This window comes from Shimia sp. R9_1, assembly GCF_017743775.1.
GTDB lineage: Bacteria > Pseudomonadota > Alphaproteobacteria > Rhodobacterales > Rhodobacteraceae > Shimia.
Genome location: NZ_JAGHRN010000007.1, coordinates 48,691 through 75,571, shown reverse-complemented (window position 1 = coordinate 75,571; position 26,881 = coordinate 48,691). Strand labels below are relative to the sequence as shown.

Here is a 26,881-nt window from a genome sequence, read left to right as displayed (position 1 = left end):
CAAAGGCACCAAATGTGCAGGCTGCCTCAACACCTTCCGTGGATGGCCTGCACACTAAGCCCGGATAGCCCGAGCACGGTGCGCCGTTCTTCAGGACGTTGTTGACGCCGCTTCTCCCCCGATGGCCACGGTCAGAGCTTGCGCTGCTTCCAACACCGGTTGGCTGAAACGGGCGATCTCTTCAGATCCAACACGGCTTGTAGGGCCAGAGACCGAAATCCCGGCAACCGCTTCATTGTTGAGATCAAACACCGGCGCAGCGATGCAGCGCATGCCGATATTTTTCTCCTCATTGTCCAACGAATACCCTCTCTCGCGTATTAGCGCGAGATCGGCGTGCAGAGCAGCCCGGTCTGTGATGGTAAAGTCGGTGAAGGCCTCAAGCGCGTTGGCCGAGAGGACACGCTCCAGCCGGTCAGCATCCATATGTGCGAGGAGTGCCTTGCCAATCCCAGAGGCGTGCATCTGAGACAGGGTGCCGGGTGGAAAAAACGCCCGAATGCTGGCATGGGTTTCCACCTGACTGAGAAACAGCACCGCGCCTTCGCGTTCCACGCCGAGATTGGCGGTCTCAACTGTTTCTTCCATAAGACGGCGCATGATTGGGCGGGCGCGATCGACCAAGCTGGTTCGGCGCAGATACCTTGCCCCGATCACAAAGGCGCGGGGGCCGATGTGCCAGACCTGCTCGTAGCGATCAAATTCCACCAGACCGCGGCCCTCAAGCGTGATCAGCACCCGGTAAACCGTGGCCGGAGATTGCCCCATCTCATCGGCGAGTTGAGACAAGGGCTTGCCTTGCGCCTCGCTGAGATATTCGAAGACCTCCATGGCGCGATCCAGAGATTTGATCGTGTTCTGCGCGGTCTTGTCATCCCAGCCACGGGGCCTTCCCCGGGACTTTCGAGCGTTCGAAACCTGATTATCTTGAAAATCCATAAATACTCATATTTTCGAAGTGAAAACCAAATTCATTATATAAAAAAATCAAGCACCTGACAACAAACAGATTTTTTGATCCACCCGGACTTCACGACCAAAAATCAAAAAAATATCGCGGTGCCGCACTCCTGCTTATCGTCGTTTCTGTGACGCAAGGAGATTATCCATGAGCTTTCAAAACCCCGTCTTCATCCCCGGCCCGACGAATATTCCCGAAAGCCTGCGCAAGGCTTGCGACATGCCAACGATTGACCATCGGTCCCCGCTGTTTGGGCAAATCCTGCATCCGGCCCGCAAAGGCGTGCGCGAGATTCTCAAAAGCGCAAACGCGGAAATCTTCATCTTTCCCGCCACCGGCACCGGAGGCTGGGAGACCGCTTTGACCAACTGCCTGTCGGCTGGCGACAAAATTCTCGCGGCGCGCAATGGGATGTTCAGCCACCGCTGGATCGACATGTGCGAGCGTCATGACCTGGATGTTCAGGTTGTGGAGACCCCGTGGGGAGAAGGCCTGCCGGCGGCGCGCTATGAAGAGATCCTCAGCGCAGACACGCAGCATGAAATCAAGGCCGTGCTGGCCACGCACAATGAAACCGCAACCGGAGTGAAATCTGACATCGCCGCCGTGCGCCGGGCGCTGGATGCGGCGGGGCACCCTGCGCTGCTGTTTGTGGACGGCGTGTCCTCTATCGCGTCGATGGACTTTCGCATGGATGAATGGGGTGTGGATGTTGCGGTGACCGGCTCGCAAAAGGGTTTCATGCTGAGCGCGGGTCTGGCCATTGTGGGCTTCAGCCCGAAAGCGGTTGAGGCCAGCCAGAGCGCCGCGCTGCCACGCACCTTTTTTGACATTGCCGACATGCGCGCAGGCTATGCCAATAGCGCTTATCCCTACACGCCCGCCGTTGGGCTGCTCAATGGGTTGAATGAAGCCTGCACCATGCTGCTCAATGAGGGGCTTGAAAACGTTTTTGCACGTCACCATCGCATCGCGGAAGGTGTGCGGGCGGCTGTGCGGGCCTGGGGGCTGGACCTTTGTGCCGCTGACCCGTCGCTTTACTCAGATACGGTCAGCGCCATCCGCACGCCCGAGGGCTTCAACGCCACCGACATCGTGACCCACGCGGCCAGCAAATACGGCGTCGCCTTTGGTGTTGGACTTGGCGAGGTGGCCGGAAAGGTGTTCCGCATTGGCCATCTGGGCAGCCTCACCGATGTGATGGCCCTGTCCGGCATCGCCACGGCTGAAATGTGCATGGCCGACTTGGGACTGGATATCACTCTGGGCTCAGGCGTCGCCGCCGCGCAGGACTATTACCGCGGCAACACAGCTGTGCCCCGGCAAGACGCCGCATAAGAGAGAGGCAGCTGGAATGTATATCCCGACCTATGACGACATGCTGAGCGCTCACGCGCGGATCAAGCCTTATATTCGCCAAACCCCGGTGCGGGCATCGGACTATCTTAATGAGCTGACCGGGGCCAAGCTGTTCTTCAAATGTGAGAACTTTCAGGAACCGGGCGCGTTCAAGGTGCGGGGCGCGACCAATGCCGTGTTTGGATTGGATGACGCGCAGGCAACAAAAGGCGTGGCGACGCATTCTTCGGGCAACCATGCCTCCTGCCTGAGCTACGCCGCCATGAAACGCGGCATTCCCTGCAATGTCGTTATGCCGAGCACGGCGCCGCAAGCGAAGAAAGACACTGTGCGTCGCTATGGCGGCAAAATCACCGAATGCGCGCCATCGACATCGTCGCGCGAGGAGACCTTTGCCAAGGTGCAGGCGGAAAGCGGTGGCGATTTTGTCCATCCTTACAACGATCCGCGGGTGATCGCGGGTCAGGGCACCTGTTCCAAGGAATTCGTCCAGCAGGTGGACGGGCTCGATGCGGTAGTGGCGCCCATTGGCGGCGGCGGGATGATTTCGGGCACCTGCCTGACACTCGCCACGCTGGCGCCGGAAACGCAGGTGATTGCCGCCGAGCCGGAACAGGCCGACGACGCTTACCGCAGCTTCAAGGCGGGTCATATCATTGCCGATGATGCCCCCAAGACCATCGCGGATGGTCTGCTTGTGCCGCTCAAAGATCTGACATGGCACTTTGTGTCCAGCCACGTGAGCGAGATCTATACCGCTTCTGAGCAAGAGATCATCGACGCGATGAAACTCATCTGGAAGCACCTGAGGATCGTGATGGAGCCCTCAAGTGCGGTGCCGATGGCCGCGGTTCTGAAGAACCCCGAGGCCTTCAAAGGCAAACGTGTCGGCCTGATTGTCACCGGTGGGAATGTCGATCTCGACACCCTGCCCTGGCTCACGGCCCCTTGACCCAAACATCGAGACAGCCCCAAGGCGCGGGCAAATTCTGACGGAGGAGCATGAAATGAAAGACCTGAGCAACCTCAATGATTTCGAAGTCGGCTATGACATTCCCGCCAAACCGGGGATGGACGAAGCGGATATTCAGACACCGGCATTGGTGCTGGATCTTGATGCGCTGGAGCGCAACATCAAGAAAATGGGAGACTATGCCAAGGCGCACGGCATGCGCCATCGGGTGCATGGCAAGATGCACAAATCGGTGGATGTGGCCAAGCTTCAGGAGAAACTGGGCGGCGCGGTTGGCGTGTGTTGCCAGAAAGTCTCGGAAGCCGAGGTGTTTGCACGCGGCGGGATCAAAGACATTCTTGTGTCCAATCAGGTCCGTGACCCCGCCAAGATTGACCGTTTGGCCCGCCTGCCCAAATTCGGCAGCCGCACCATCGTTTGCGTTGATGATCTGGAGAATGTCGCCGACCTATCATCAGCTGCAGGGCTACATGGCACAGAACTGGAAGTGTTTATCGAGATCGACTGTGGCGCAGGGCGCTGTGGTGTGACCTCCACCGAGGAGGTCGTGAAAATCGCCAAGGCGGTCAAGGCGGCGGACAACCTGAAATTCAGCGGCATTCAGGCCTATCAGGGGGCCATGCAACATATGGACAGCTATGAGGATCGCAAAGCCAAACTGGATATCGCGATTGCCATGGTGGAAGACGCCGTTGCCGGATTGAAGGATGCGGGCATCACATGTGAGCTGGTTTCCGGTGGCGGCACTGGCTCCTACTATTTTGAGTCCAATTCGGGCGTCTACAACGAGCTCCAATGCGGCTCCTACGCCTTCATGGACGCGGACTATGGCCGCATTCTGGACAAAGACGGCAACCGCATCGATCAGGGCGAATGGGAAAACGCTTTCTTCATCCTGACCTCCGTGATGAGCCATGCAAAATCCGACAAGGCGATTGTGGACGCGGGCCTCAAGGCGCAATCCGTCGATTCAGGTCTGCCCGTGATCTTTGGGCGTGATGACGTGGAATACATCAAATGCTCTGACGAACACGGTGTTGTCATGGATCCGAACGGCGCCTTGAAAGTGAATGACAAGCTCAAACTGGTGCCGGGGCACTGTGACCCAACCGCAAATGTGCATGATTGGTACGTCGGTGTGCGCAATGGCAAGGTGGAATGCGTCTGGCCGGTGTCAGCGCGCGGCCGGGCCTATTGATTGAACGCCTGAGGCAAAAGCGGCGGCAGGGTGAAGCTGCCAGAAAGACGTCCGTGTGCCGGTTTCTCTTCCGATCCGACGCGCGGGCGCACCAACGCAAAGTGAGAAAAATATGCTGATTGTTCCTGAACGCGAGATTGCCGACCTGATGACGCGGGAAGCGGCCTTTGACGCTGTGGAGAAAGTCTTCGCAGCCATGGCCTCAGGCAACGCCTACAATTTCCCGGTTGTGCGCGAAGCCATCGGCCATGAGGAAGCGCTCTACGGTTTCAAAGGGGGCTTTGATCAAGCGGGACTGACCCTCGGGTTGAAGGCAGGCGGCTATTGGCCCAACAACTTGGAAAAGCGCAATCTGATCAACCACCAGTCCACGGTATTGCTGTTTGATCCGGACACCGGGAAGGCCAAAGCGATGGTTGGCGGCAACCTCTTGACCGCATTGCGCACCGCTGCCGCCTCATCTGTGTCGATCAAACATCTGGCGCGCGAAGATGCAAAGGTGATTGGTATGGTTGGCGCGGGACATCAGGCCACATTCCAGCTGCGCGCGGCACTGGAACAGCGCAACTTTGAAAAGGTGATTGGTTGGAACTATCACCCTGAAATGCTGCCAAACATTGAGAAGGTCGCCAATGAGGCCGGGCTGCCGTTTGAGGCAGTCGCGTTGCCCGATCTGAGAGAGGCGGATGTGATCATTTCCATCACCTCGGCATTTTCACCTTCGGTGATGGCGGGTCATATTTCAGAGGGCACCCACATCGCCTGTATGGGCACCGACACCAAGGGCAAACAAGAGGTTGAGGCGGAACTTTTGGTCAGGGCTAACGTCTTCACCGATGAGGTTGCCCAATCGGTATCCATCGGCGAAGCGCAGCACGCGGTTGGTCAGGGGCTGATCAAAGACGCTGATGTTGCCGAGATCGGCGCTGTCATCAATGGCACGATTGCCGGCCGCACATCGCCAGATCAGATCACGCTGTTTGATGGCACCGGTGTCGGCCTTCAGGATCTCGCGGTTGCGGCGGCGGTTGTCGATCTGGCTGTCAAAAAAGGCGTCGCCATCGAGGTCGATTTCTAACGCTTTCTGCGCATTCCACTCACTCCCCTGACTGCATGCGCGGCCCGGTGTCTTGATGATGCCGGGCTTTTTTGCGTGTCAGACCCCGCCAATCCTGACGCGCAGAAACCGCCTATCCGCCCAATTCATACGCACCATCCCGGCGCAGCTGGCCCGAAAGCCGACCATTGTTTCGTTTTTTTTGATACTGCTTGGCTTTTGACTGCGATAGCAGAATAAACATGCCTCCAATAGAGTGTGTCAGAACACGACTTTTAGGAGGACCGCCATGTACGATATGGCAATCTTGTGGGACTGGATCGCATTTTCAGTACGCTGGCTTCACGTCATCACAGCGATGGCCTGGATTGGGGCCTCATTCTATTTCATCGCACTCGACCTGATGCTCAAACCCGCCGAGCACCTGCCCAAGGGCGCGTTTGGAGAGGAATGGGAAGTCCATGGCGGTGGGTTTTATCACACAGTGAAATACCTCGTGGCGCCTGCTGAGATGCCCGAGCACCTGACATGGCACAAGTGGCAGAGCTACACGACCTGGCTGTCTGGTGCCGCGCTGCTGATGATTGTGTACTGGGTTGGCGGCGAACTCTTTTTGCTCGATCCAACCAAAGCCGATCTGGCGCTTTGGCAGGGGATTTTGATCAGCGGCGGCTCACTGACGATTGGTTGGTTGGCATATGACGCGATGTGCAAATCCAAGCTGAGCGAACAGCCCACACTGTTGATGCTGCTGCTGTTTGCCATCCTCGTGTTCATGTCCTGGGGGTACAATCAGCTGTTCACGGGCCGGGCGGCGCTGCTGCATCTGGGGGCGTTCACGGCGACCATCATGACCGCCAATGTTTTCTTTCAGATCATGCCCAATCAGCGGATTGTGGTGGCAGACCTGAAAGCCGGCCGGACGCCTGATGCGAAATACGGCAAAATTGCCAAGGTCCGCTCGACCCACAACAACTATCTGACATTGCCGGTCGTGTTCCTGATGCTGTCCAACCACTACCCTCTGGCATTTGCGACGGAGTATTCCTGGATCATCGCAAGCCTGATTTTCCTGACCGGCGTGACCATCCGCCACTACTTCAACACCATGCACAAAACCGGGAAAGGACCGAACTGGACCTGGCTTGCCACTGCGGTTCTCATGGTGGTGATTGCGTGGCTGTCCACCGCGCGCTCAGGTGAAAGCTATGAGGATTCAGAAGCACGTCAACTGACGCCTTACGAGCAGAAATACGCATCTGCGGAGCGCTTTGAAGACGCCTATTATGCGGTGATCGGGAACTGCTCTATGTGCCACGCACGCGAACCCTCATGGGAGGGCATGCACTGGCCCCCAAAAGGCGTTGTGCTGGAAACCGAGGCAGATGTGGCACGTCATGCGGATCAGATTTATCTGCAGGCCGGTCTGTCTCACGCCATGCCGCCGCCAAATGCGATCGAGATGGATCGCGACTCCCGCGAGCTGATTGTGGCCTGGGTAAAAGAAGCACGTGGGCAGAACTAAGCGCCCTCTTTCGGCGATCACTTGAAACGTCCGCACTCAAATTCAAAAAACAGGCCGCATCTGATGCGGCCTGTTTCCGTTTGAAGGCAGGTCGGACTTAGCCCTCAATCCAGGATTTCACCGTGTCCATATTGTCTGCGATCCAGTCTTCGGCCACTTCGCGCGGATCACGTTTGTTTTCAAACATCTCAACGATCCAGCCGTTGATCTCATCTCCGGTAAACTGCACGTTGGAGAGCATTTGCGCGACCGGCGGATTGCGCTCTTCCAGTGATTTTGAGTAGGCGACGTAGATGTCGTTGGAGGCAATCACGCAGTTGAATTCGGACACTTCGAGCCAGTCCTCTGCATCGAGATCCACATCCTCGCAGCCATCGGTCCGGGCTGGCTCTTGCACGGCGGTCAGATCATATTTGACGTGGATGGCTTCGGGTGTCCAATAGTAGAAAAGCTGCGGTTTCTCAGCTGTATACGCGGCCTCCAGACCTGCCTTGAACGTGTCGGCAGACACGATGTTTGGCTCCCACAGCCCGTCCAGACCGTAGGATTTGAACTTGATCTGCCAGCGCTTGGTGGAGGCCCATGTGACGTCGCCTGCCCAATATTCCCCTTTGCCGTTGCCATCGGTGTCAAACATGGCGGCCACTTCGGGATTTTTGAGGTCCTCAATGCTTTTGACCGTGTCGCTCATGTAGGACGGCACATAGATGTTAGACGTGCCCTGATAAGGCGCGTTGGTCACAACGGTCTGGTTGCCATCGATATATTCGTCCCAGAGCGCCTGCTGGTTTGGCATCCAAAGGTCGGTAAAGACGTCGATGGAGCCATCGCCCTTGTCCATACCGGCCATGATCACGGCGGCCTGGTTCATGCCGGACACGATTTCCGCATCTCCGCCCATCTGGTCTTCGATGATGGTAGAGAGCACATGGCCAATGGCCTGAGCCCCATTCCAGCTCAAATCTGAGAAGGTGACTTTCTCCTGAGCAGAGGCTCCCGCGGCCGCTCCGAGAAGGACCGCCAGTGCAACGGATGTCTTAAGAGTTTTCATGAGAGGTTCTCCCTGTGTGTTTTTTGGTTGGTTTAGATGCGGCTGAACGAGTTTCGAATGCCGCGCAGGATGCGGTCGATCATCATCGCAACCAGCGCGATGGCGATCCCCGCAAGCAGGCCTTTGCCGGCCTGAGCATCGCCCAGCGCGGCCGTCACAATAGCGCCAAGGCCTTCGGCGCCGATGAAGGCGGATATGGTGGCCATGGAGAGGGCCAGCATGATGGTTTGATTGAGACCGGCCATGATTGAAGGCACCGCCATTGGCAGCTCCACCTTGCGCAGGAGCTGTCGTTCTGATGCGCCAAAAGCAAGCGCAGCTTCTTTGGTGCTTTCGGGCACCTGCCGAATACCAAGCGCTGTCAGCTTGATCATGGGGGGCATCGCAAAGACCACCGTGGCCAAAACCGCAGGCGGCTGTGAGATGCCAAAAAAGGCCACCGCCGGCACCAGATAGCTGAGCGACGGGATGGTCTGCATCACGTCCAGAATGGGTTCGGTGAAGAAACGCGCGATTTTGTTTTTCGCCATCCATATGCCGATTGGCAGCCCTACAAAGACACAGACCGCGGTCGAGACAACCACAAGCGCCATGGTTTGCATGGCAATCTGCCACAGCTCAAACAGCGCGAGAAAGGCCAGAGACGAGGCCACGAACGCCGTGGTGCCCATGCCGGTAAAGGTCCAGCTCAGCACCAAAAACAGGAAGGCCACAACCGGCCAGGGGGTCTGCATGAAGGCGACCTCCACCCGGATGAGCGATTGCCGCAGCACATTGGTCATCGCGTCAAAGGCTCCGGCAAAGGAGGCGCGCAGCCAGTTGATGGAGATGTCGATGCTTTCCGCAGAATAGGTGAACAGCGTGACTTTGCGGCCTTCAACCGGCGGTTTGATTTGCGCGACAACCTCGGTATTGCCCGCGTCATCTGTGACACGGCGGTAGGTCACGTCTTCCGGAGGATCGAGGCGTGCCAGTGTTGGGAAATCATCAATAAAGAAGCAGTCAAACCGGTCCCGTGTTGTGATGCCCGCATATTCCTCAACCAGATCGGCGCTGCGCCCAAGGTCACGCGCATCGCGCCGGGCGGCACTGCGGGCGGTGTTCTGCTCTGCGGTGCGGTCAGAAATCGCGTCCAGCTGGTCATAAAGCGCCTGCGCCGCAGTGGCATCGGCACGCACCGTTGTGCCGAGCGTGGCAACGTCGGGCAGCTGGTACTGCGCCATCAGGCTCTCGACACTTTCGGCGGCCCGGATCTGGTTGAAACAGGCCCGTTCATCCAATCGCAGCTGTGTCGCGCGGTAGGTGGTGATCGGGCTGCAGATCAGGATAATGGCCAATCCCATTCCCAACCGTTTTGGCGTGACGCCGCTGGCCACAGTCGGATCAATGCGCCAGCGATTGTATTGGTCGTAGTACCACCGGTTCGCCTGACTCCCCATCCAGAGACGCCCCAAGATCAGGAGCATCCAGCCGATGGTGCCGTAGGTGCTGATCCAGTTGGTGTAGCGGGGAATGAGCGTTTTATTGGCATTCGGATCTAGTTGTGCCTCTGCCAAAAGCGGGGCGAATTTTATCACCTGCATGAGACAGACAATGGCAATGATGTCGATTGCCAGAGAGACCCAGAACATCAGCCAGACACCCCGCCAGGCGGCCCAGAGCCAAGGCGCAATCACGCCCCAGATATTCATATGCCAGCGCGGCAGTTGCCCGCGTTGGTGGCGCTCAAAGATCGGGGCGTAGTAGTCCACTTTGGTGACGCAGAACGCCTCGATCGAGACGTCGCGGTCTTCGATTTTGCGCTGTTCGGCCCCTGTGCTCGCCTGCATGCTCATTGGTCTGCACTCCCCTGAAGTCCGTGCAACAGTGTGTTTTTGTCGACCACGCCCACAAGCGCGCCGTCTGCCTTGATGAGGACCGGCAAGTCCGAGTGCGTGCTCAGCTCGACAAGAGCGTCCAGATCATCCTCCGGCCGGGCCTCCGGGTGGTCCAGTGCCAGATCAAGCGGTTTTCGCTTGGCCTGATAGGCATCTGGCGACACCATGATTTTGGACGCCGACACCAGCTTGAGACGCGAAATACCCGCGACAAAATCCGCCACGTAATCATCAGCCGGAGCGGTGACGATGTCTTCGGCGGTGCCAATCTGAACAATCTCGCCGTCTTTCATGATGCCGATGCGATCCCCCATCCGGATCGCTTCATCGAGGTCATGGGTGATAAACACTGTGGTCTTTTTCAGGTTTTCGGACAGCCCAAGAAACTCGTCCTGCAAATTGCGCCGGATCAGTGGATCCAGTGCGGAGAACGGCTCGTCCATCAGCAGGATTTCAGGATCTGCGGCCAATGCGCGGGCGAGCCCCACGCGTTGTTGCATCCCGCCGGAGAGCTCTGAGGGAAGCCTGTCCCCATAGCCGTGCAATGACACCGTTTCGAGCGCCTGATCCGCGAGCTGTGCGCGGTGATACGCATCCATGCCACGCAGCTCGAGGGCGAACCCAATATTGTCGCGCACAGAGCGATGCGGCAGCAGGGCCATATTCTGAAACACCATGCCGATCTTGGTGCCCCTTACTGCCCGCAGGGCGTCCTGACGCATTTTGCCAATGTCTTCGCCCAGAATGCGCACGGCACCGGCGGTAGGCTCAATCAATCGGTTGATGTGGCGCACAAGTGTCGACTTGCCAGAGCCTGACAGCCCCATCAGGCAAAAGATCTCTCCCTCAGCGACCTGAAAGCTGGCGTCTTTCACGCCCACAACCGCGCCGAAGCGCTCCAGCACCTCGGCCTTGCCAATGCCTTCTGACCGGATCGCGGCCATGGCCTCATCCGCCTGAGCACCAAAAATTTTCCAGACGCCGTCTATTTCGACAACCGCATCGCTCATGCTCGGGCCTTCTCTCGTTTCGGGTCGTAAAATGGGATGTCACACACCTTGGCGGGGAGACGTTTCATGTGGCCATCCAGCTGGCCCACTTCCAAAGCTGTGTGGGTGGCGGAAAACTCCACTGAGAGCCGCGCCATGGCGATGGCGCGCTCAAACATCGGCGAGCGCACAGCGGAGGTGATCTGGCCCACCGGACGCTCTCCGGCGAAGACTGGCGCGCCATGTGCTGGCACGTCATCTCCTTCAAACCACAGCCCGCGCAGCAGCTTGCGCGGAGCTTGCGCGTTCCGGCTCAGTGCGGCATGGCCGACAAAACCATCCTTTTTGAGGCTGACGGCGAAGCCCAGCCCAGCTTCAAAGGCATCCACACCCGCCGCAAATTCAGCATGTGCGGCGGCCAGCCCCGCCTCCACACGCAGAAGCTCCAATGCCGCTGATCCCATGGGCGTGATGCCAAACTCCGCACCCGCAGTTACAACAGCCCGCCAGAGAGCGGCAGCGTCTTCGCGCGCACAGAAGAGTTCGTAACCCAGTTCTCCGGTATAGCCGGAGCGTGAGAGCATGAAGGGTATACCATCCCGATCCTCAACCCGCGCCACGGTGACACCAAACCAGTTGAGATCATCGAGAGCCGGAACCGTGCTTTGGGTAAAGGTCAGCTTGCGCAGGAGGTCACGCGATTTTGGTCCCTGGACTGCCAGATTGGGCAGAGCATTGCCCATCGCATGGATACGCACTTGCAGGCCTTCTTGCTTGGCGAGCGCATCAAGCTGTCGGCCACTTTCCTCAGAGCCACAGCACCAGCGGAACAGCTCAGGCCCCAGCCGGAAGAGCGTGCCGTCATCAATGACCTGCCCTGCCTCATCACACATCAAGGTGTAGCTGCCGCGCCAAACCGCCAATCTGGAGACATCACGGGTGGTGGCGCGTTGCAGCAACCGCTCCGCATCCGGGCCGATGATGTCAAATTTCCTAAGGCCGGACATATCCTGAATTGTGACCGCCTCGCGACAGGCCCAATACTCTCCGATGGCGCCGGTGGCAGGGAAACTGACGGGCGCCCATAGATCCCGCGCCGGGGCAAAACGCTTGGTCAGCTTGGAGGTTTCCGGCGCAAAGGCGCTCTGCTGGCTGATCGACATGGGCGCATCTTCCTTTTCGCGGTAGGCCACGGCATGGCGGATCGGTGCGTCTTTTTTGTAGATGCGCACATGTATGTCGGTGGGGTTCCAGCCGTTGATCGGATCAAGATCGTCCGGACAGGCCGTTGAGGCACAGACCAAGGGCTGCAATGCCTGTAGCGCCACATAGTCCCCGGCCCGAGAGTGGCTTTCTTCGGTCTGAAGTTGATGGGACTGGTGATCAACCCAAGTGTTCCAGAAGAAATTGATCGCGGACCACGCCACACGCGCCCCAACCCCGTAGGAGGCAACTGCGTGGGAGATGTTGTCAGAACAATTCAAATGGCCGGGAAAACCGCGTTCCTCATAGCCGCGCGCGGTGCAGGCCATGCCAAAGGCGTCGTGGCGGCCACATGTATCCTGCAGCACGCGCATCATGGGGTTCAGATCGCGGTCATAGAACTTATCCAGCAGCCCCGGCCCCGGATAGGCGCCGCGCACCATTGTGCGGGTCGCGGTGCTGTCGATGTCGCGCTCCAGCCCCCGGTCGAGCGCATCTTCCCGGAGTGCCGTGAAATCGGAGCATTGCTGCCCCTCGACATCGATGATCTGAACGGTCTCGCCTTCTGCCAGCTCATAGGCCATGGCTGTGCCACGCTTGACCGTGAACTCATCTCTTATCTCCCCCAATGGCGGCGGGAGGAGGTCCTCAATATTCGGGGTGTCGGCGGTACGTGTGACGAAGATCTGGCCAACATGCGCACCGGAAACCAGCGCCGCCACCGGCAAGGCGCGGATTACCCAAACCGTGCAATCTGTCTTGGCCGCAAACACCAGCAGCCCGTCTGCCTCGACCTCAGTGACAACGACCCCATCAAGATCGTCACCGCCATGACGGGCATTCCAGCCGAGTAGCGCGCGGTGGTCAAAGCTCTCCAGATCCAGCCGCCCGTTCGCAGACAGGCCCAAAGCGCCGGGAGCAATCTGGCCTCGGGCATCCAAAACCAGCAGGGTGATCTGTTGCGCGCTCAGTGGTGTTTCAAAAGACAGGAGGTCACCGGCCTTCAACTCAAACCGGCTGGCCTCTCGCGGAAAGAGCGCCTGTGACAGCAACCGGGCACGCGAGGGAAAGCCGGGGAAGCGGCGGCGGGTGCCGTCAAACCCCATATTGCTAAACTCTCTGAGAACCGGCGTTTGCTGCACGCAACTCTCCTTTTAATTTGATGTAACTAGTTACATGGCGAAAATCGCAACGAGTCAAGATTTTCCTGTAACCAGTTACAGAACCCTCGTATTGTCGCAGAATGTCACGGCCACCTTCTCACAAAAAACGCGCCAACCTGCGCGACGTCGCGCGCGAAGCAGGGGTTTCGGTGGCAACGGTCTCCCGTGTTCTGAACACGCCAGACCTGGTGCAAGAAGCCACCAGATCCCGTGTGCAAAGGGTGATCGACGACCTTGGGTTTGTGCGCAGCGCCGCGGCGCGGGCCATCAATTCAGGCCGCACTCAAATCCTTGGCGCGCTGGTGCCAACACTGGACAACGACATCTTTGCGATCACCTTGAATGCGATGGAAAACCGCCTTGTGGAGCTGGGGTTTTCGCTTGTGGTTGCGACGACGGATGAAGACCCCGAAAAAGAAGCCCGCAAAGCAAAGGAGCTTTTGGACAATGGGGTGGAAGGGCTGGTTCTCACCGGCAAATCCCACACAAAGGCGCTCTTTGATATGCTGGAGCGCCGAGACGTGCCAGCCTTGGTGATTTCCTGTTTTGATCCGGAATATCGTTTACCCACAATTGGATATGACAACCACAAGGCAGCCGCGCTGGCCTATCAGCACCTCAGGTCATCGGGGCATGAAAACGTCGCGGTGGTTCATGGTCCAACAGCGTTCAATGACCGCACACAAGCGCGCCTTGACGCCATCGCTGAGCTGCAGGGCGGCGCGCTGCGCAACGCGCTAGAAACGGAGCTTTCGGTCGCGGGAGGGGCACAGGCTGTGCGGAAATTGCTCAGCCAGCCAAATGACTATGACGCCATTTTGTGCCTGTCAGATGTCATCGCGTTTGGTGCTCTGAACGCTCTGCACCGGGCCGGAAAATCTGTGCCCAAAGATATATCAGTCATGGGTATTCAGGATTTGCCGGCCTCCGCGGAAACCTATCCACGTCTGACGACGGTGCATTTGCCGGTGCAACAAATGGGCAGGCAGGCGGCCGAAGGCATTGCAAATTGGGTTGTTGATCAACGCCCGCCAGCACCAATTGAAGTTCAGTCGAGACTTGTCACACGCGAAACCGTGGGCAACAAATCCGGACCAAAGGGGAAGAAGGGTCAGCGCGCGCCCCCTTCCTGAGACAGGTTACCCCAACGGGTCAAAACCATATTCGGTCAGCTGCGCCATCAACAAACCAGCCTCATCAAGGATTGGATTGTTTGGACTTGCGGTGAAGTTATCAAGGCTCAGCTGTTCAGCCTGAAGACCGGTGAATGTGGTGACGTTTCCACCATTGTTGAGGACTTCAATCTGCAGATCGCCGTCCACTTCGCTGATGTCGACCTGATCTCCGCTGAGAGACTTGAAATCAAACATATCCTCATCGGGATTGAAGCCATCAATTGTGGTGCGCGCGCCCCAGTTCCAATCGATATCAACAACATCGATGCCTTCTCCAAGGGTCACCACACCGCTGGGCGCCGCGCCTGGCCCTGCGCCACCAGACGTGTCATCAGGATTGCCGCCGGTTTCGGTTGCATCGCCATCGCCCCCGCCACCAAGGTCTGGACCATCGGGATTACCCGTGCTGCCCGTCAAATCGCCCGTGCGGGTCTGATAGCCATCTGTGGTGGCCCCAAGAGGGGCCTCCGGTGTCAGAAGAACCGTGCGATCGACAAGCGTGACCTCATTCTGATCAAAGCCAAACGGCGTTTCTAGATTATCCTCCATCACCTGATCAAAGTGGAACTCGACCAAGCCCGGGATCAGATCAGCCTTACTCACCCCCGCGAAGGTAAAGCTTTGCCCACTGGGCAGAGAGGAGATCATCAAACCCGCTTCGGTATCCTCAACGCTCAAACGTTCCCGGGTGCCGAAGTAGAGGAAGCTGATTTTCATTGAGGTGGGATCAAAGTTGTCGATCACCTCAGCTCTGCCGTATTCGTGACTGCGGATGTAGACTGTGTCCGCCTCGCGGGGGCCAATGCCCTGCTCCCAGGAAATCACACCACCCATGTCCTGCCGAAAATGCTCGTTCCTGACGATGCCGAAGCTTTCGATACTGACATCCTGGTAAGTGACCCCCTGAACAATCTGGGCGGCCTCGGACCAAGGGCTGTCGATGACAATTTCGCCCGAAAGAGATTTGGTCACGATCATGCCGTGGACCGACGTTCCGCCAAAATCGATCTGGTCGACGGAGGCATCAAACCCAACGATGTCATCCGCGTTGCTGTCAGCCCGAAAGATCCGTCCGCCCGCATCCGTACTGCCCGTGACTTCTGCCGGGTTAGAGCCGTCGGCGTCATAGCTGAGGGTGTAACCACCCGCATTTGGGGTGGAAATCTGGGTGCCGATGGCGCTGGCAATTTCGTTGAGCACACCCTGGTTGTCTGCTGAAAAATTGGCAATGGAGAGATCATCCAAGCCAAAGCCGGTCAGAATGGTCTGAGTGGTCACGCCGTTTTGGGTGATCGCAACCCGCACGGTCTGGCCCAGTGCATCGCCGGATTCCTCAAAAATCTCAAAATCTGCGGCGGTCACATCAGCACTGATTTCAATCACATCCCCCATATTGGGCAGGAAGCCATCAATCACACGTGCGGGGCTGTCATAGCTGATCGTGACATGCATATGGCTGTGCCCAGCGCCACCATCATGGCCGTCGCCATGCCCGTCGCTTTCCTCGCCGTCACCTCCATGACCCTCATCTCCATGGCCGCCACTTCCGTGGCTGGTGTCCCCATCCCCGACATCTGAGCCACCGTCGTGCCCATCGCCTTGCCCGACAATCGTGGAAAGTTCAGCCCGCGCGGTCGCATCGAGCGCGTGAACGTTGCTCGCCACAAGCATATCCAGCGTGACACCCTGCAAAGTCAGCGACTGCGCGTTGGACGGCACTGCAATCACAACAGAGCCATTTTCCTCGGTGATCTCAAGCGCATCTGCACCGATCCAATCAATGAATATGGTATCGCTCTGAGGATCAAAATCCGCCACGACACGCGCCGTGCCGTAGGCCCAGGTGATCACGACATCCGCGTTTGTCTTGTTGATCGCCGGGTTATCAAAATCCTCTGCTGACCCGCTTGGCGTCGGCTCGGGCGTATTGCCCTCGCCTTGGCCGCTATCCGTTCCATCGTCATCGCCGCCGCTGTCCCCGGAGCCAGTGTCGGAGTCGCCGGTGCCGCCTCCGGTTTCACCCCCTTCGCCGGCATCACTGTCCGTATTAGAACCGCTGTCCGTATCTGGCTCGATGTTGTCTGCAGTGTTGTCACCATCCCCAATGAGGCTCAGGATTTTCTGCGCCGCCGAGTTATCAAGAATGGTGAAATTGGCTGCGGACAAGTCCGCCAATGTGACGCCAACAAGCGTAAGCGATTGTTGATTGGAGGGTACGGAAAACACAACAGAGCCGTTGGTTTCGATCACTTCAAGATCGCTTGCGGAGATCCAATCAACGAAGATTGTATCTGTGGCTGGATCAAAATCCGTGACCTGTGCGGCCACCCCATAGGTCCATGTCAGCACCACATTTGCGCTGTCTTTGTCGACACCAGCGGTGCCGTTGCCGACCGCTGTCCCCGTGGTTCCAGCCCCAGTGCCGTCGGAGCCGCTGTCAGTTTCCCCGCCAGTATTACCCCCGTCTGCCCCACCAGTGCTTCCGTCCGGGGTCCCCAGCCCTTCGTCGCCGGTTTTGCGATCCTCAAAAAACGCAATCATGTCTTCCACTGACGCCGCATCATAGCCGCCAAATTGGTCGATATATTGCAGGATCGACGTGCCATATTCGTCTGTGGAAACAGCACCGCTTTGCAACAGATTCAGCGTGCCGTAAGCGCCCCGCAGATGGGCCGCGGCCAGAATGCCTGTCAGCGTCAGCTCCACCGTGACGGTATTGCCGCTCCCATCCGTATAGGTCGTGGTCTGACCGAGAAAATCATCGAGACTCTGTCCCGCGTTTTCCAAGCCGTTGGTGATGATTTGAAGGTTGAGGCCAAACGCCTCCTGAATGGCGACCGTCTGCGCCTCTTTGGTCATGAACTCTTCAAGAGAGGTCACGCCGTTTTTCCCCGTCCAACTTCCATCCCACGTGTTGGTAGAGGCGCCGTTGCCATAGAACTGATCGTCGTCATAGTAGCCGAGATCGATCAGAAGGGCTTCGCCAAATTGAAACCCGACAAAGCCAAGCGAATTGGTTGAGCGATAGGCCATCGCCTCCCATTCACTGTCGCTCAGGTCGCCCCAGCTGTTGTAGCCCGGGAAGAAATCCTTGACCGGACCTCCGGCCCAAGTGTCCAATTGCCAATCCTGAATGACGCCGGTTTCATACCGATCCCGATCCCAGCCCGACTCAAACGCCAGAAGTGCCGATAGGAAGTCGGAGAAAGTGCCGTTTGACATCAATTGTTTGCCCTTGTTTCAAGTTAGTCGTTCCGCGAGTGGTGGTCGCTTGGGTCAACTGAAACACAGATTTTATGTTGATGTACGGCCATTCCTTTTAGGAAGTTCGCCATCGGCGGATTATCGCAACCCGTTGCTTTTAATGAGCAATATTCTGTCAGCTTTGGGTGTTTTTCCGGTCATGCGGCGATAGGCCTGCGTGAAGCTGCTCTGATCCGAAAATCCGCAAAGATGCGCGGTTTCCGCCAAGGACAGATTTGGGTCACTCAGAAAGGCACGCGCCAGTTTCATCTGTGTGTTGGACACCAGATCGCGAAAGCTGGTGCCTTCCATCTGAAGGCGGCGATTGAGGGTGCGCTCAGACATCCCCAGCGCATCTGCCGTATCCCCAAGCTTGGGGCGACCGGATGCCATGCCATGCAACAGATGCCGTTCAACGGTTTCAGCCAGCGTTGCGGGATGGCGTGTATTGCGACTGAGCAGCACTTCGCCGTAGCTGGTCAGATGCCCCAGAAGATGCTCATCAGCCCCGCGAATGGCTGTGTCCATAACCGAGACAGGGAAGCGCAAATAGTTCTGATCCGCGCCCAGCTGGACTGGGCATCCGTAGATCTCTGCCAGTTCCCGCCGGCCGTTTCGACGCGGATTGGCCAGACCGACCTGGATTGCCAGCCCCGCCGTGTCGGTGGCCGTCCGCAGCGCCCCCAACATCGCGCCAAGCGAGAATTCGATCAGGTGGAGGTTCAGCAGAAGGTTCGGACCAACCCCGTCGACAATAAAATCGATGTGATCTTTGGTTTCTCGCAGCTCAATCCGCGCGCGTGGCCGGGTGATGGGCGTGAACCGCTGCACATGGTGGATCGCATCATGCAATGTGTGTGAATTGAACAGAATATATGTCAGCAGCGAGTTGTTGCGCGGATCAAGCGCGACACCAATTTCGGCCCCAACGTAGGCGCTATTGAGACGGTCGGAAAAGAAATCCAGAAGCGCCGTTTCAGAGCCGCGCGGGATTGGGCCGCCAATGTCTTCCAGACTGCGGCGAGAAAGCCCCGCAGCGTCGAGCGCCTCCTGCCGGTGCTTAGAAAGATGCGGCAACGCGAGAATGGATCGCACCCAGTGGTTGGGCACCACATCCAGGGTTTCAATACCGGGCATGGCACCCCGTACGGTAACCAGAGCTCAGAAAATGCATTTGCCTTCCGTCTTGTTCAGCGCCGCCCGATAGGACGGATCCAATTTGCCTTTGGATCTCCGTACCACTTTGCAACGAAGGCTGCCAATTTTCGGTGATCCGGTCGCGTAGAAAGCTGAAAAAACGGCGATCGTGTTACCTGCAGCGCACAACAGGTGGTTGAAATCTGGGTTTCTTATAGAGGGACAGCGCGGAAGACCTTTTCTGAAGTCTCTCGCGTCTTCTGATTTATTGCGACATGCCGCGTGCCAATCGCCCTCGCTTGCGGTCAGTAGATTTGATCGTCGGTGGTCGGCCTCTTGCCCCAATAGCGCTCACGCCCGCAAAACCGAGAATCCCTTTGCGGCGCTTTGGTTCTTTAAAGGCAGGCTATATAGATACGCTGCATGAGCACTCCTACTCTCAGCAAAGTCTCAGCTTGAGGCTCTAGACAGGCGACACGATCAGACATGTAAACGCTTCAGACACTCAAAATTATTGGGTTCACCGATTGAGAATACCGCCTGTTTGACCTCGGACATCAAAAACAACCTCTGGAAGAAATTTTTCGCATATTTATCAAGATCTTCCGCCAACCGACATAAATCCTAATATCTTCTTAAATTCATCAAAACTCAGCGCTAACAGCTCCGGAAACGCAGAATTTCTGCTCAAAATTTCATCCTTTGATTATCTAGTTATCAACGAACGCCATGCAAAAGCGGTCCCTGAACATGTACCAACGGGGAATCAAATGTTTGCTCGAAATCGAATTAGCATTTTAGGCATCGCTCTAAGCGCCATCGGCCTGCTGAGCGCGCTCTTGGTCTATACAACCAGCAGTATGCGGACCCAATCCGGCGAAGCACTGCGCAACGCCTATGAGCAGCAATATACATCATACCTTCTTGCAGACGAATTGCGCCAGTCCAGCGATGACCTCACGCGGCTTGCGCGGACCTATGTGGTGACGGCCGATCCGGCCTACGAAGCGCAATATATGGACATTCTTGCAATCCGGAACGGTGAGAAGGAAAGACCCTCGGATTATCATCGCATCTATTGGGATTTTGTGGCGGCGGGCCATCCAGTGCCCGCAGGCAGCGGCATTACGCGCTCACTTGAAGACCTCATGAGAGACGCGGGCTTCACCGACGCCGAGTTCGAACTTCTGGCACAGGCCAAGGCAAATTCCGATGGGCTGGTCGCGCTGGAAGTCCGCGCAATGAATGCGGTGAAAGGGATCTATCAGGATAGCACCGGCGCCTATACCGTGAACGCCGAGCCAGATTTTGCGCTCGCGCGTGATCTGATGCACTCCAAACAGTATCACCAGTATAAGGCAGAAATCATGGCGCCGCTGGACGAGTTCCTTGCGTCGCCGGAGCTGCGGATTTCGGGACAGATTTCTGCTTTGACCGAAGAGTATAAGTCTGCGGAACAAGCCTCAAAAATCTCGGTTTTTGTGATCATCGCCGCGGTGCTGCTGATGGGTTTGATGGTTATGCTTGGTATGCTGCGCCCCCTTGGGTTGTTGACACGCACCATGCAGTCCCACTTCAAGGGTGAGGCCGTTGATGAAGTCCCCGGTGCAAAGCGCCAGGATGAGTTTGGCGAGCTTGCCCGCAGCTTGAATGTTGCGATCGAAGCTGCGCGCAACAATGAGATGTTGAGCGCAGAGGTTCAGGAGATTGCTGAGCGCGCGCAGTTTGGCGACTTCTCCGGCCGCATTCAGACCAATGTTTCTGGCGGCGAGGGCATCGTGGATGCCACCAACGGCTTGATGACCAAATTGGACAAAGCCTTCAGCGAGATTTCTACCATTCTGAAAAAGATCGCCACAGGCAATCTTGCAGAACCGGTCTCGACAGATCTGGAAGGCCGTTATGCGGAGCTTCTGTCCTATGCGGAAACTGCACGTTCGGAGTTGAAACAGATCGTGTCAAAGGCCCGCATGGGTGCGGATACGCTTGACGATCGCGCCTCTTATCTCTCCAAAATGATGGATGGCGTGTCACGAGCTGCAAATGACCATGCCGCATCTCTGGAAGAAGCCAATGCGGTGACCACATCGCTCACAGACTCTGTCCGCCAAACCTCGCAAAATGCGGAAAAGGTGCGGGAAGCCGCCCAAACAGCGGGCCAGAGCGCCAACAATGTGGCCGAAGAGTTTGACCGCGTGATGGACGCTATGAAGTCCATTGCCGAATCTTCGGTCGAAATTCTGCAGATCTCTGACCTGATCGACAGCATCGCCTTCCAAACCAACCTCTTGGCACTGAACGCAGGTGTGGAAGCGGCGCGTGCGGGGCAATCCGGCAGCGGTTTTGCCGTGGTGGCGACCGAAGTTAGGAGCCTTGCGCAGCATACTTCGGATGCCGCAACAAAGATCAGCGATCTGAGCAAAACCAGCAACGATCGCGTATCGGAGGGCAAAGGTCTGGCGGGTCGTGTTGATGAGCTGATCAAGGCTGTGAAAACCGAGATGGATAACATCAATGAATTGATTTCGGCGGTCTCGGGCAGAACACAGGAACAATCTGTTCAAATGTCTGAGGTGTCTGCGTCCCTGTCAAACCTTGACCACAACACGCAGCAAAATGCGAGCCTGGTCTATGAATCTTCACAGACAGCAAACTCGCTGACCAAAGATGCCAGCAAGCTGCGCGACACGGTTGCGACGTTTGATATCGGCAGCCAGCAAAACAGCGCAGAGATGCGTGATGATATGGCGGCGTAACGCTTTGCTTTGGGGACGGGGCAGCGAGCGGAAAAAGACTGCTGACTGCTCCGTTTCCCCGATTTTCTGAACAAAACCTGTGGCGCTCGATCCCCTGATCCAGCGCCACACGACCTCAGAGCCGATCCATAGACGACTCAACCTGCCTCTCCAGAACCTTGATCGTGAGGTCCGGCGAATTTTGAAACCTGACATAGGCGTTGAGGCGAAGACCATTGGTGCTCCACACGCTTGCGGGGCTTTATTCTTGCCAAGCTCACAGAAATTTGATTGCATTGTTCAGTGAATTGCGCGCGGTACTGCGGGCATTCTTTGGGAGGAAATTATGTTCAAAGTTATTTTAGGGGCCGCCGCTGGCGTTGCCCTGACGGCTTCTGCGGTTGTGGCACAGGAAAAGATGCGGATTTCGCTTCAACTTCCGCTTAAAAGCCATCTGGGCCAAAACTTGCTTCTGTTTGAAAAGGAAGTGGAGGCCCGCACGGACGGTGCGATTGACGTGGAAATCTATGACAGCGCAACGCTTTATAAAGACAAAGAAGTGCCTGCGGCGGTCGGCTCAGGTGCCATTGAAGCGGGCGTCGCGTCTCTGACCCGCTATGTCGGCGACGCACCGGTAGTGGATGTTTTCTACATGCCGTTCCTGCTGAACAATGAAGAGAAAGTACGCGCGGCGGTCGCTGAAGGCTCCGAGGTGCGCGAGACCATTGAGGCCGAGATCGAAAAGACCGGTGGGCAGGTCCTTTACTGGCAGGCCTATGGCGGCGCGATCATGCTGTCCAACGGTGGCGCGATCCGCACCCCGGCAGACATGGAAGGCAAGAAGGTGCGCGTTTTCGGCAAAACCCTTGGTGACTTCGTGACAGCATCGGGCGGCGCACCAACACTGATCTCTGGCTCAGAACAATATCTTGCTTATCAGCGCGGCACCGTTGATGTGGGCATGACCGGCGTATCCGGCGTGAAATCCCGCAAACTCTGGGAAGTGATGGACACCATCACTGTCACGAACCATGCGGACATCGAATTTGTTGTGGTGGTCAACAATGAGTGGTGGAACGGCCTGTCAGACGACATTCGCGGGCACATCACCGAGGCCGCAGCGGTCGCGCAGGCCAGTGTACGAAACAAGATGGCGTCCATTGAGGCTGAGGCCTATGCTGCAGCCAAGGAAAACGGCATGAACATCGTTGAATTGACCGATGATGAGCTTGCGCAGTGGAAAGCCGTGGCACAGCCCGTTTATGACGCCTATCTCGCGGCGTCCGGTGAGGCCGGTCAAACCGTTCTCAACGCCGCTGGCAGCAACTAAGAAAAGGGTTCGGGCGGCGCTATATGAGAGCCGCCCGCTTCTGATTTCATGCATATGATTACGACACTCTCGCGCTTCGCCGGGCTGCTTGGCGCGTGCCTGGTGGCAGCTACGGGCGCGATGCTGACCTATGAGGTCATCGCGCGGTATTTCTTTATCAAACCCACGATCTGGGCTGCAGAATTCAGCCAGCTCTGTCTGATTTGGGGCTGCTTGCTTTCACTGGGATGGGTGCTCAGCACCCGTCGTCATATCACGGTGAATGCGATCACTGCGCTGCTGCCTCCTGCCGCCCAGCGCCTATGCGTGGCGCTGTCTTTGGTGGTGCTCATTCTTTTCTCTGCCTGCGTTGCCTACTGGGGCTGGGACATATTTCACGACAGTTGGGAGCGTGGGCGCACCACCGGATCACTTCTGAACCTGCCCAGCTGGATTGCGGAGCTTTCCGTTCCGGTCGGCTTTGGCTTGCTGACGGCTCAGGCCGTAGTTGAGTTGCTCTCTCTGCGTTTTCAGCACGTCGCCTCATTGGGAGCGAGCCACGAATGACCATTGTCCTGATCCTCGCCTGCCTGTTTGCTCTCTTGCTCATCGGTGTGCCTGTTGCCTTTGCGCTCGGAGGGCTTGGGCTTGGCATGTTGATGCTGGGTGGCTTCTCTCCACTGATGGCGCCTCAGGCTGTTCTCTCTACGCTGGATGGTTTTATCCTGCTGGCTGTTCCGCTGTTTCTCCTGATGTCCAACGTTCTGCTGAAAGGCGGTGTCGGGCGTGATCTCTTTGCGGCGGTACAAGCCTGGGTGGGTCACTGGCCCGGCGGGCTTGCGGTGGCCACGATCCTGAGTTGCGGGCTCTTTGCCGCGATTTCCGGATCGTCCGTTGCCACAGCAGCGACCATCGGCACAGTCGCTATTCCGGAAATGGTCAGCCGTGGCTATGATAAGCGCTTTGTCTATGGGCTGCTTGCGGCCGGCGGCACACTCGGAATTCTGATCCCACCGTCCATCCCGATGATTGTATTTGGTTTTGTCGCCGAAGAATCCGTCATCGCGCTGTTTTTGGCCGGGATTGGCCCCGGCCTTTTGCTGGTTGCGCTTTTTGTGGCCTTTGCCATGCTTTATGCCCGCCTTTCCCCCGCCTACACACCGGTTGAGAAAGCGGACATGGCACAGCGCCTGCAAAGCTCTGTCCGCGCCCTGCCCTCCTTTGCCCTCGCGCTGCTGATCGTTCTGGGACTTTATTCCGGCGCATTCACCCCGACCGAAGCGGCGGCCGTTGGATTTGCTGCGGCTATACTGATCACAGTCTTCTGGCTGCGCACACTCACCTGGGCAACCTTCTGGGAAGCGGTTCGGGAAAGCGCCATCACAACCACCGCAATCCTGTTGATCGTGGCCGGGGCGAAGGTGTTTGGCAAAGCCATCGCGCTTTACCGGATCCCGCAGGATATTTCTGCCTTCATTGCCGCCAATATCGACGGGCCTCTTGTGTTCATTTTGCTGGTCTGTGTGGTGTTGCTGGTGATGGGACTTGTGTTTGAAGCGCTGTCGATGATCCTGATCATGACGCCGGTGCTGCTCCCTGCTGCGATGAGCCTCGGTTTTGACCCGATCTGGTTTGGCATCTTCATGGTGATCATGGTCGAATGTGCGCTAATCACGCCCCCGGTTGGCCTGAACCTCTATGTGATCCAAGCGGTTGCGCGCGTTTCGCTTGGGGAGGTCGCACGCGGCGTCTGGCCGTTCCTCGCGCTGATGCTGCTGTCTGTTGCAATTCTCTACATCGTGCCAGATCTGGCGCTCTACATTCCTTTCAAATGGTGATCTCTCTATGACCCAAGCCGCAAAGCTCCGCGCGCTTCTCGCCGAAGACCGATGCCACATCATGCCCTGTTGTTTTGACGCTTTATCCGCAAAGCTGATTGCACAGGAAGGCTATGATTTGACGTTCATGTCAGGCTTCGCCACATCCGCCAGCCGCATCGGCGAGCCGGACCTTGGCCTTATGAGCTATGGCGAAGTTGTCGATCAGGCGCGCAATATTGCGGATGCAGTCAACATTCCCCTGATCGGCGACGGCGATACCGGCTACGGCAACGCGATGAACGTGAAACGCACCGTGAAAGGCTTTGCCCGTGCAGGCTGTGCGGCAGTGATGATCGAAGATCAACTGGCCCCCAAACGCTGCGGGCACACGCCCGGCAAAGCGGTGGTTGGACGCGACGAAGCCTTTGACCGCATTCGCGCGGCAGTCGATGCCCGGGAAGAGCTCCGTTCGCAAGGAAGCGACATCCTTATTCTAGCACGCACGGACGCACGCCACGAACATGGCTTACCAGAAGCGCTTGCCCGCGCGGAAGAATTTGCCAAGTTGGGCGCCGATATCCTCTTTGTAGAAGCCCCGCGCAGCGAAGCGGAAATGCGGGAAATCTGCGCCATTTCTTCGCTGCCCCATATGGCCAATATCGTTGAAGGCGGCGAAACGCCCGATCTGTCCAACGAAGCCCTAAAAGACATCGGCTATTCCATCGCCGCCTACCCGCTCTCCCTCATGGCAAGCGCCATGCAGGCCATGGTGAGCTGCCTGCAAGCCATGCGAGAAGACAGTCGCCCGGGTCTGATGGCATTCAGCGAACTCCGCGAACGGATCGGGTTTGACGACTACTATGAGGCTTCCACACGCTATGCGTCTTCTGCGCGGGAGACATGATGTTTGAGCATGTCATGTGTGCTCCGTTTCTGTCGGAACGGAGCCGCACATGTTGAAAAACGTTTCGAGCAGTTTTAGAAATCGTGTCGCGGGTCCCAGGCCTGCCAGAGAATATCTTGCCGTCCGCCAAGCTTTGAATGCGACAGCGGGCGCAAGCTTTCGGCAACATGCTCCAATCGCGCATCTTCGTAGAGAAGCAGATAGGCTTCAAGCCAAGCCAGTTGGTACTTTTCCAAACTCTCAGACCCGTCAAAAAAGCTCTGTGTTTTTCCCGAATGAGCCTGGCTCTTCTCACCCGTTTTCAGGTCATTCACGGCAAAATTCACAATTCTGACGAGCGCACAATCGCAAACACCCCGAGTGGACAAACCTTGCCTCTCCAGCAACAAAGTTGTGACAACCAAGGGCGCGATGGCGTGCAATTGATAGTGCAACGCATATTTTCCGCGTTTCATCTCCTGCGGAAGACTGCCATCCTCAAGAGCCTGACATTGCAAAAAGGTCGCCGACCAAGCGGACCAGCGCAAGGCACTGTCATCTTTGGTCAGAAACCCCGCCAGATTGATTGCGAGTGTCGCCCAGGCCCGCAAGTTTCCACGCTTGGAACCGGGCGTCGCATCTTCTTCCCAAAACGCCATTTGCTCGCGGGCCCGCTGCAGCAGCCATGCCTCAATGACAGTCTTTTCCTGGGTTAAATCTGCATAGGGGCGCACCTGCGCATAGGCGAATGCAAATCCGACCAACCTAGAGCCAACTGAAAAATTGGCTGTGAGATTTTTAAGATCCGAAAGGGCATCCGCTCGGGCCCAGTGGGCCAGTTGAGCAACCACGCAATTGGCGCTTTGCGCAGGATCGCCTTTTTGTGCAAGCACGCTGTTGGCTTCTTGGGCAAGGCTGCGGATAAAAGCATCGATCGGCTTAAGTTGGGCATTCACATCCGCGTTTGAGGTGGGATCAACAATCGAGCGGGAACTGTCATCCGCGATGTAGCGACTGCCGTGATCCAGTGAAACAACCGGTTCCGGTGCCGCGGCGCATCCCTGATCCGTACTCGCTTGCGCAACTCCGGCAAGCCAGGTCATGCAGGACGCCATCATGAGGGCCTTCATAAGCCGCCGTGGCATCACCTGCCCTGCCCAAAGCTGAAGAGCAAAAGCCTTATGAATGTTACTGCTTGTTGGCTGCACTGATCGACCAAAGAT

19 protein-coding genes are annotated in these 26,881 nt (G+C 57.3%); 11 read left to right on the top strand and 8 right to left on the bottom strand.

Annotated features, from left to right (window positions below):
* Positions 1 to 90: 90 nt before the first annotated feature.
* Positions 91 to 939 carry an HTH-type transcriptional regulator BhcR gene (gene bhcR / locus J7399_RS18630; protein ID WP_209088751.1) on the bottom strand — a complete coding sequence of 283 codons (849 nt, stop codon included), beginning with the start codon at positions 937 to 939 and terminating at the stop codon, positions 91 to 93.
* Between the two features lie 169 nt (positions 940 to 1,108).
* On the opposite strand from bhcR, the gene bhcA reads away from it, so the two are divergent.
* The 5 genes from bhcA to J7399_RS18605 all read left to right on the top strand — a co-directional run bounded on the left by bhcA (position 1,109) and on the right by J7399_RS18605 (position 7,073).
* Positions 1,109 to 2,299, top strand: coding sequence for an L-aspartate--glyoxylate aminotransferase BhcA (gene bhcA / locus J7399_RS18625; protein WP_209088748.1), 1,191 nt, complete (start codon positions 1,109 to 1,111; stop codon positions 2,297 to 2,299).
* A gap of 16 nt (positions 2,300 to 2,315) precedes the next feature.
* Positions 2,316 to 3,272, top strand: a complete 957-nt coding sequence (gene bhcB, locus J7399_RS18620) for a beta-hydroxyaspartate dehydratase BhcB (protein ID WP_209088745.1) — start codon at positions 2,316 to 2,318, stop codon at positions 3,270 to 3,272.
* A gap of 55 nt (positions 3,273 to 3,327) precedes the next feature.
* Entirely contained in the window at positions 3,328 to 4,491 is a 1,164-nt protein-coding gene (gene bhcC / locus J7399_RS18615; RefSeq protein WP_209088742.1) for a 3-hydroxy-D-aspartate aldolase BhcC, read from the top strand.
* 112 nt (positions 4,492 to 4,603) lie between these two features.
* The gene (bhcD, locus tag J7399_RS18610) at positions 4,604 to 5,569 is read left to right on the top strand and encodes an iminosuccinate reductase BhcD (RefSeq protein ID WP_209088738.1); all 966 of its coding nucleotides are present in this window, start codon (positions 4,604 to 4,606) and stop codon (positions 5,567 to 5,569) included.
* A gap of 268 nt (positions 5,570 to 5,837) precedes the next feature.
* Positions 5,838 to 7,073 carry a urate hydroxylase PuuD gene (locus tag J7399_RS18605; RefSeq protein WP_209088735.1) on the top strand — a complete coding sequence of 412 codons (1,236 nt, stop codon included), beginning with the start codon at positions 5,838 to 5,840 and terminating at the stop codon, positions 7,071 to 7,073.
* Between the two features lie 97 nt (positions 7,074 to 7,170).
* On the opposite strand, the gene J7399_RS18600 is transcribed toward J7399_RS18605, so the two are convergent.
* From J7399_RS18600 to J7399_RS18585, 4 genes are read right to left on the bottom strand one after another with little or no spacing between them, the layout of a single operon-like run.
* Entirely contained in the window at positions 7,171 to 8,124 is a 954-nt protein-coding gene (locus J7399_RS18600; protein WP_209088732.1) for a glycine betaine ABC transporter substrate-binding protein, read from the bottom strand.
* Positions 8,125 to 8,156: 32 nt separating this feature from the next.
* Positions 8,157 to 9,959: an ABC transporter permease subunit gene (locus J7399_RS18595; protein WP_209088729.1), complete on the bottom strand. Its 1,803-nt coding sequence runs from the start codon at positions 9,957 to 9,959 to the stop codon at positions 8,157 to 8,159.
* Complete coding sequence (locus tag J7399_RS18590) at positions 9,956 to 11,011, bottom strand: glycine betaine/L-proline ABC transporter ATP-binding protein (protein ID WP_209088726.1); 1,056 nt, start codon at positions 11,009 to 11,011, stop codon at positions 9,956 to 9,958. The genes J7399_RS18595 and J7399_RS18590 overlap by 4 nt, the downstream gene beginning before the upstream one ends.
* Positions 11,008 to 13,335 (bottom strand): DUF1989 domain-containing protein, encoded by a 2,328-nt coding sequence (locus tag J7399_RS18585; RefSeq protein WP_348539483.1) that lies wholly within the window; start codon positions 13,333 to 13,335, stop codon positions 11,008 to 11,010. Before J7399_RS18585 ends, J7399_RS18590 begins: the two co-directional genes overlap by 4 nt.
* 101 nt (positions 13,336 to 13,436) lie before the next feature.
* On the opposite strand from J7399_RS18585, the gene J7399_RS18580 reads away from it, so the two are divergent.
* Positions 13,437 to 14,489 (top strand): LacI family DNA-binding transcriptional regulator, encoded by a 1,053-nt coding sequence (locus J7399_RS18580; RefSeq protein WP_209088723.1) that lies wholly within the window; start codon positions 13,437 to 13,439, stop codon positions 14,487 to 14,489.
* Between the two features lie 6 nt (positions 14,490 to 14,495).
* Here J7399_RS18580 and J7399_RS18575 read toward each other — a convergent pair whose 3' ends face one another.
* Both J7399_RS18575 and J7399_RS18570 read right to left on the bottom strand, forming a co-directional pair.
* Positions 14,496 to 17,753, bottom strand: coding sequence for a 1,4-beta-glucanase (locus J7399_RS18575; protein WP_209088720.1), 3,258 nt, complete (start codon positions 17,751 to 17,753; stop codon positions 14,496 to 14,498).
* Positions 17,754 to 17,873: 120 nt separating this feature from the next.
* A complete protein-coding gene (locus tag J7399_RS18570; RefSeq protein WP_209088716.1) occupies positions 17,874 to 18,911 on the bottom strand; it encodes an AraC family transcriptional regulator in 1,038 nt (345 codons plus the stop codon).
* A gap of 770 nt (positions 18,912 to 19,681) precedes the next feature.
* Here J7399_RS18570 and J7399_RS18565 point away from each other — a divergent pair.
* The 5 genes from J7399_RS18565 (at position 19,682) to J7399_RS18545 (ending at position 25,679) form a co-directional block, all read left to right on the top strand.
* On the top strand, positions 19,682 to 21,667 hold the full coding sequence (locus tag J7399_RS18565) for a methyl-accepting chemotaxis protein (protein WP_209088713.1): 1,986 nt from the start codon (positions 19,682 to 19,684) through the stop codon (positions 21,665 to 21,667).
* Positions 21,668 to 21,992: 325 nt separating this feature from the next.
* On the top strand, positions 21,993 to 22,976 hold the full coding sequence (gene dctP, locus J7399_RS18560; protein WP_209088710.1) for a TRAP transporter substrate-binding protein DctP: 984 nt from the start codon (positions 21,993 to 21,995) through the stop codon (positions 22,974 to 22,976).
* A gap of 54 nt (positions 22,977 to 23,030) precedes the next feature.
* Positions 23,031 to 23,522, top strand: coding sequence for a TRAP transporter small permease (locus tag J7399_RS18555; RefSeq protein WP_247742971.1), 492 nt, complete (start codon positions 23,031 to 23,033; stop codon positions 23,520 to 23,522).
* Complete coding sequence (locus tag J7399_RS18550) at positions 23,519 to 24,793, top strand: TRAP transporter large permease (RefSeq protein WP_209065404.1); 1,275 nt, start codon at positions 23,519 to 23,521, stop codon at positions 24,791 to 24,793. The genes J7399_RS18555 and J7399_RS18550 overlap by 4 nt, the downstream gene beginning before the upstream one ends.
* Before the next feature lie 7 nt (positions 24,794 to 24,800).
* Positions 24,801 to 25,679: an isocitrate lyase/PEP mutase family protein gene (locus tag J7399_RS18545; protein ID WP_209088704.1), complete on the top strand. Its 879-nt coding sequence runs from the start codon at positions 24,801 to 24,803 to the stop codon at positions 25,677 to 25,679.
* Between the two features lie 74 nt (positions 25,680 to 25,753).
* Here J7399_RS18545 and J7399_RS18540 read toward each other — a convergent pair whose 3' ends face one another.
* Positions 25,754 to 26,761: an alginate lyase family protein gene (locus J7399_RS18540; protein ID WP_209088700.1), complete on the bottom strand. Its 1,008-nt coding sequence runs from the start codon at positions 26,759 to 26,761 to the stop codon at positions 25,754 to 25,756.
* Positions 26,762 to 26,881: the final 120 nt, after the last annotated feature.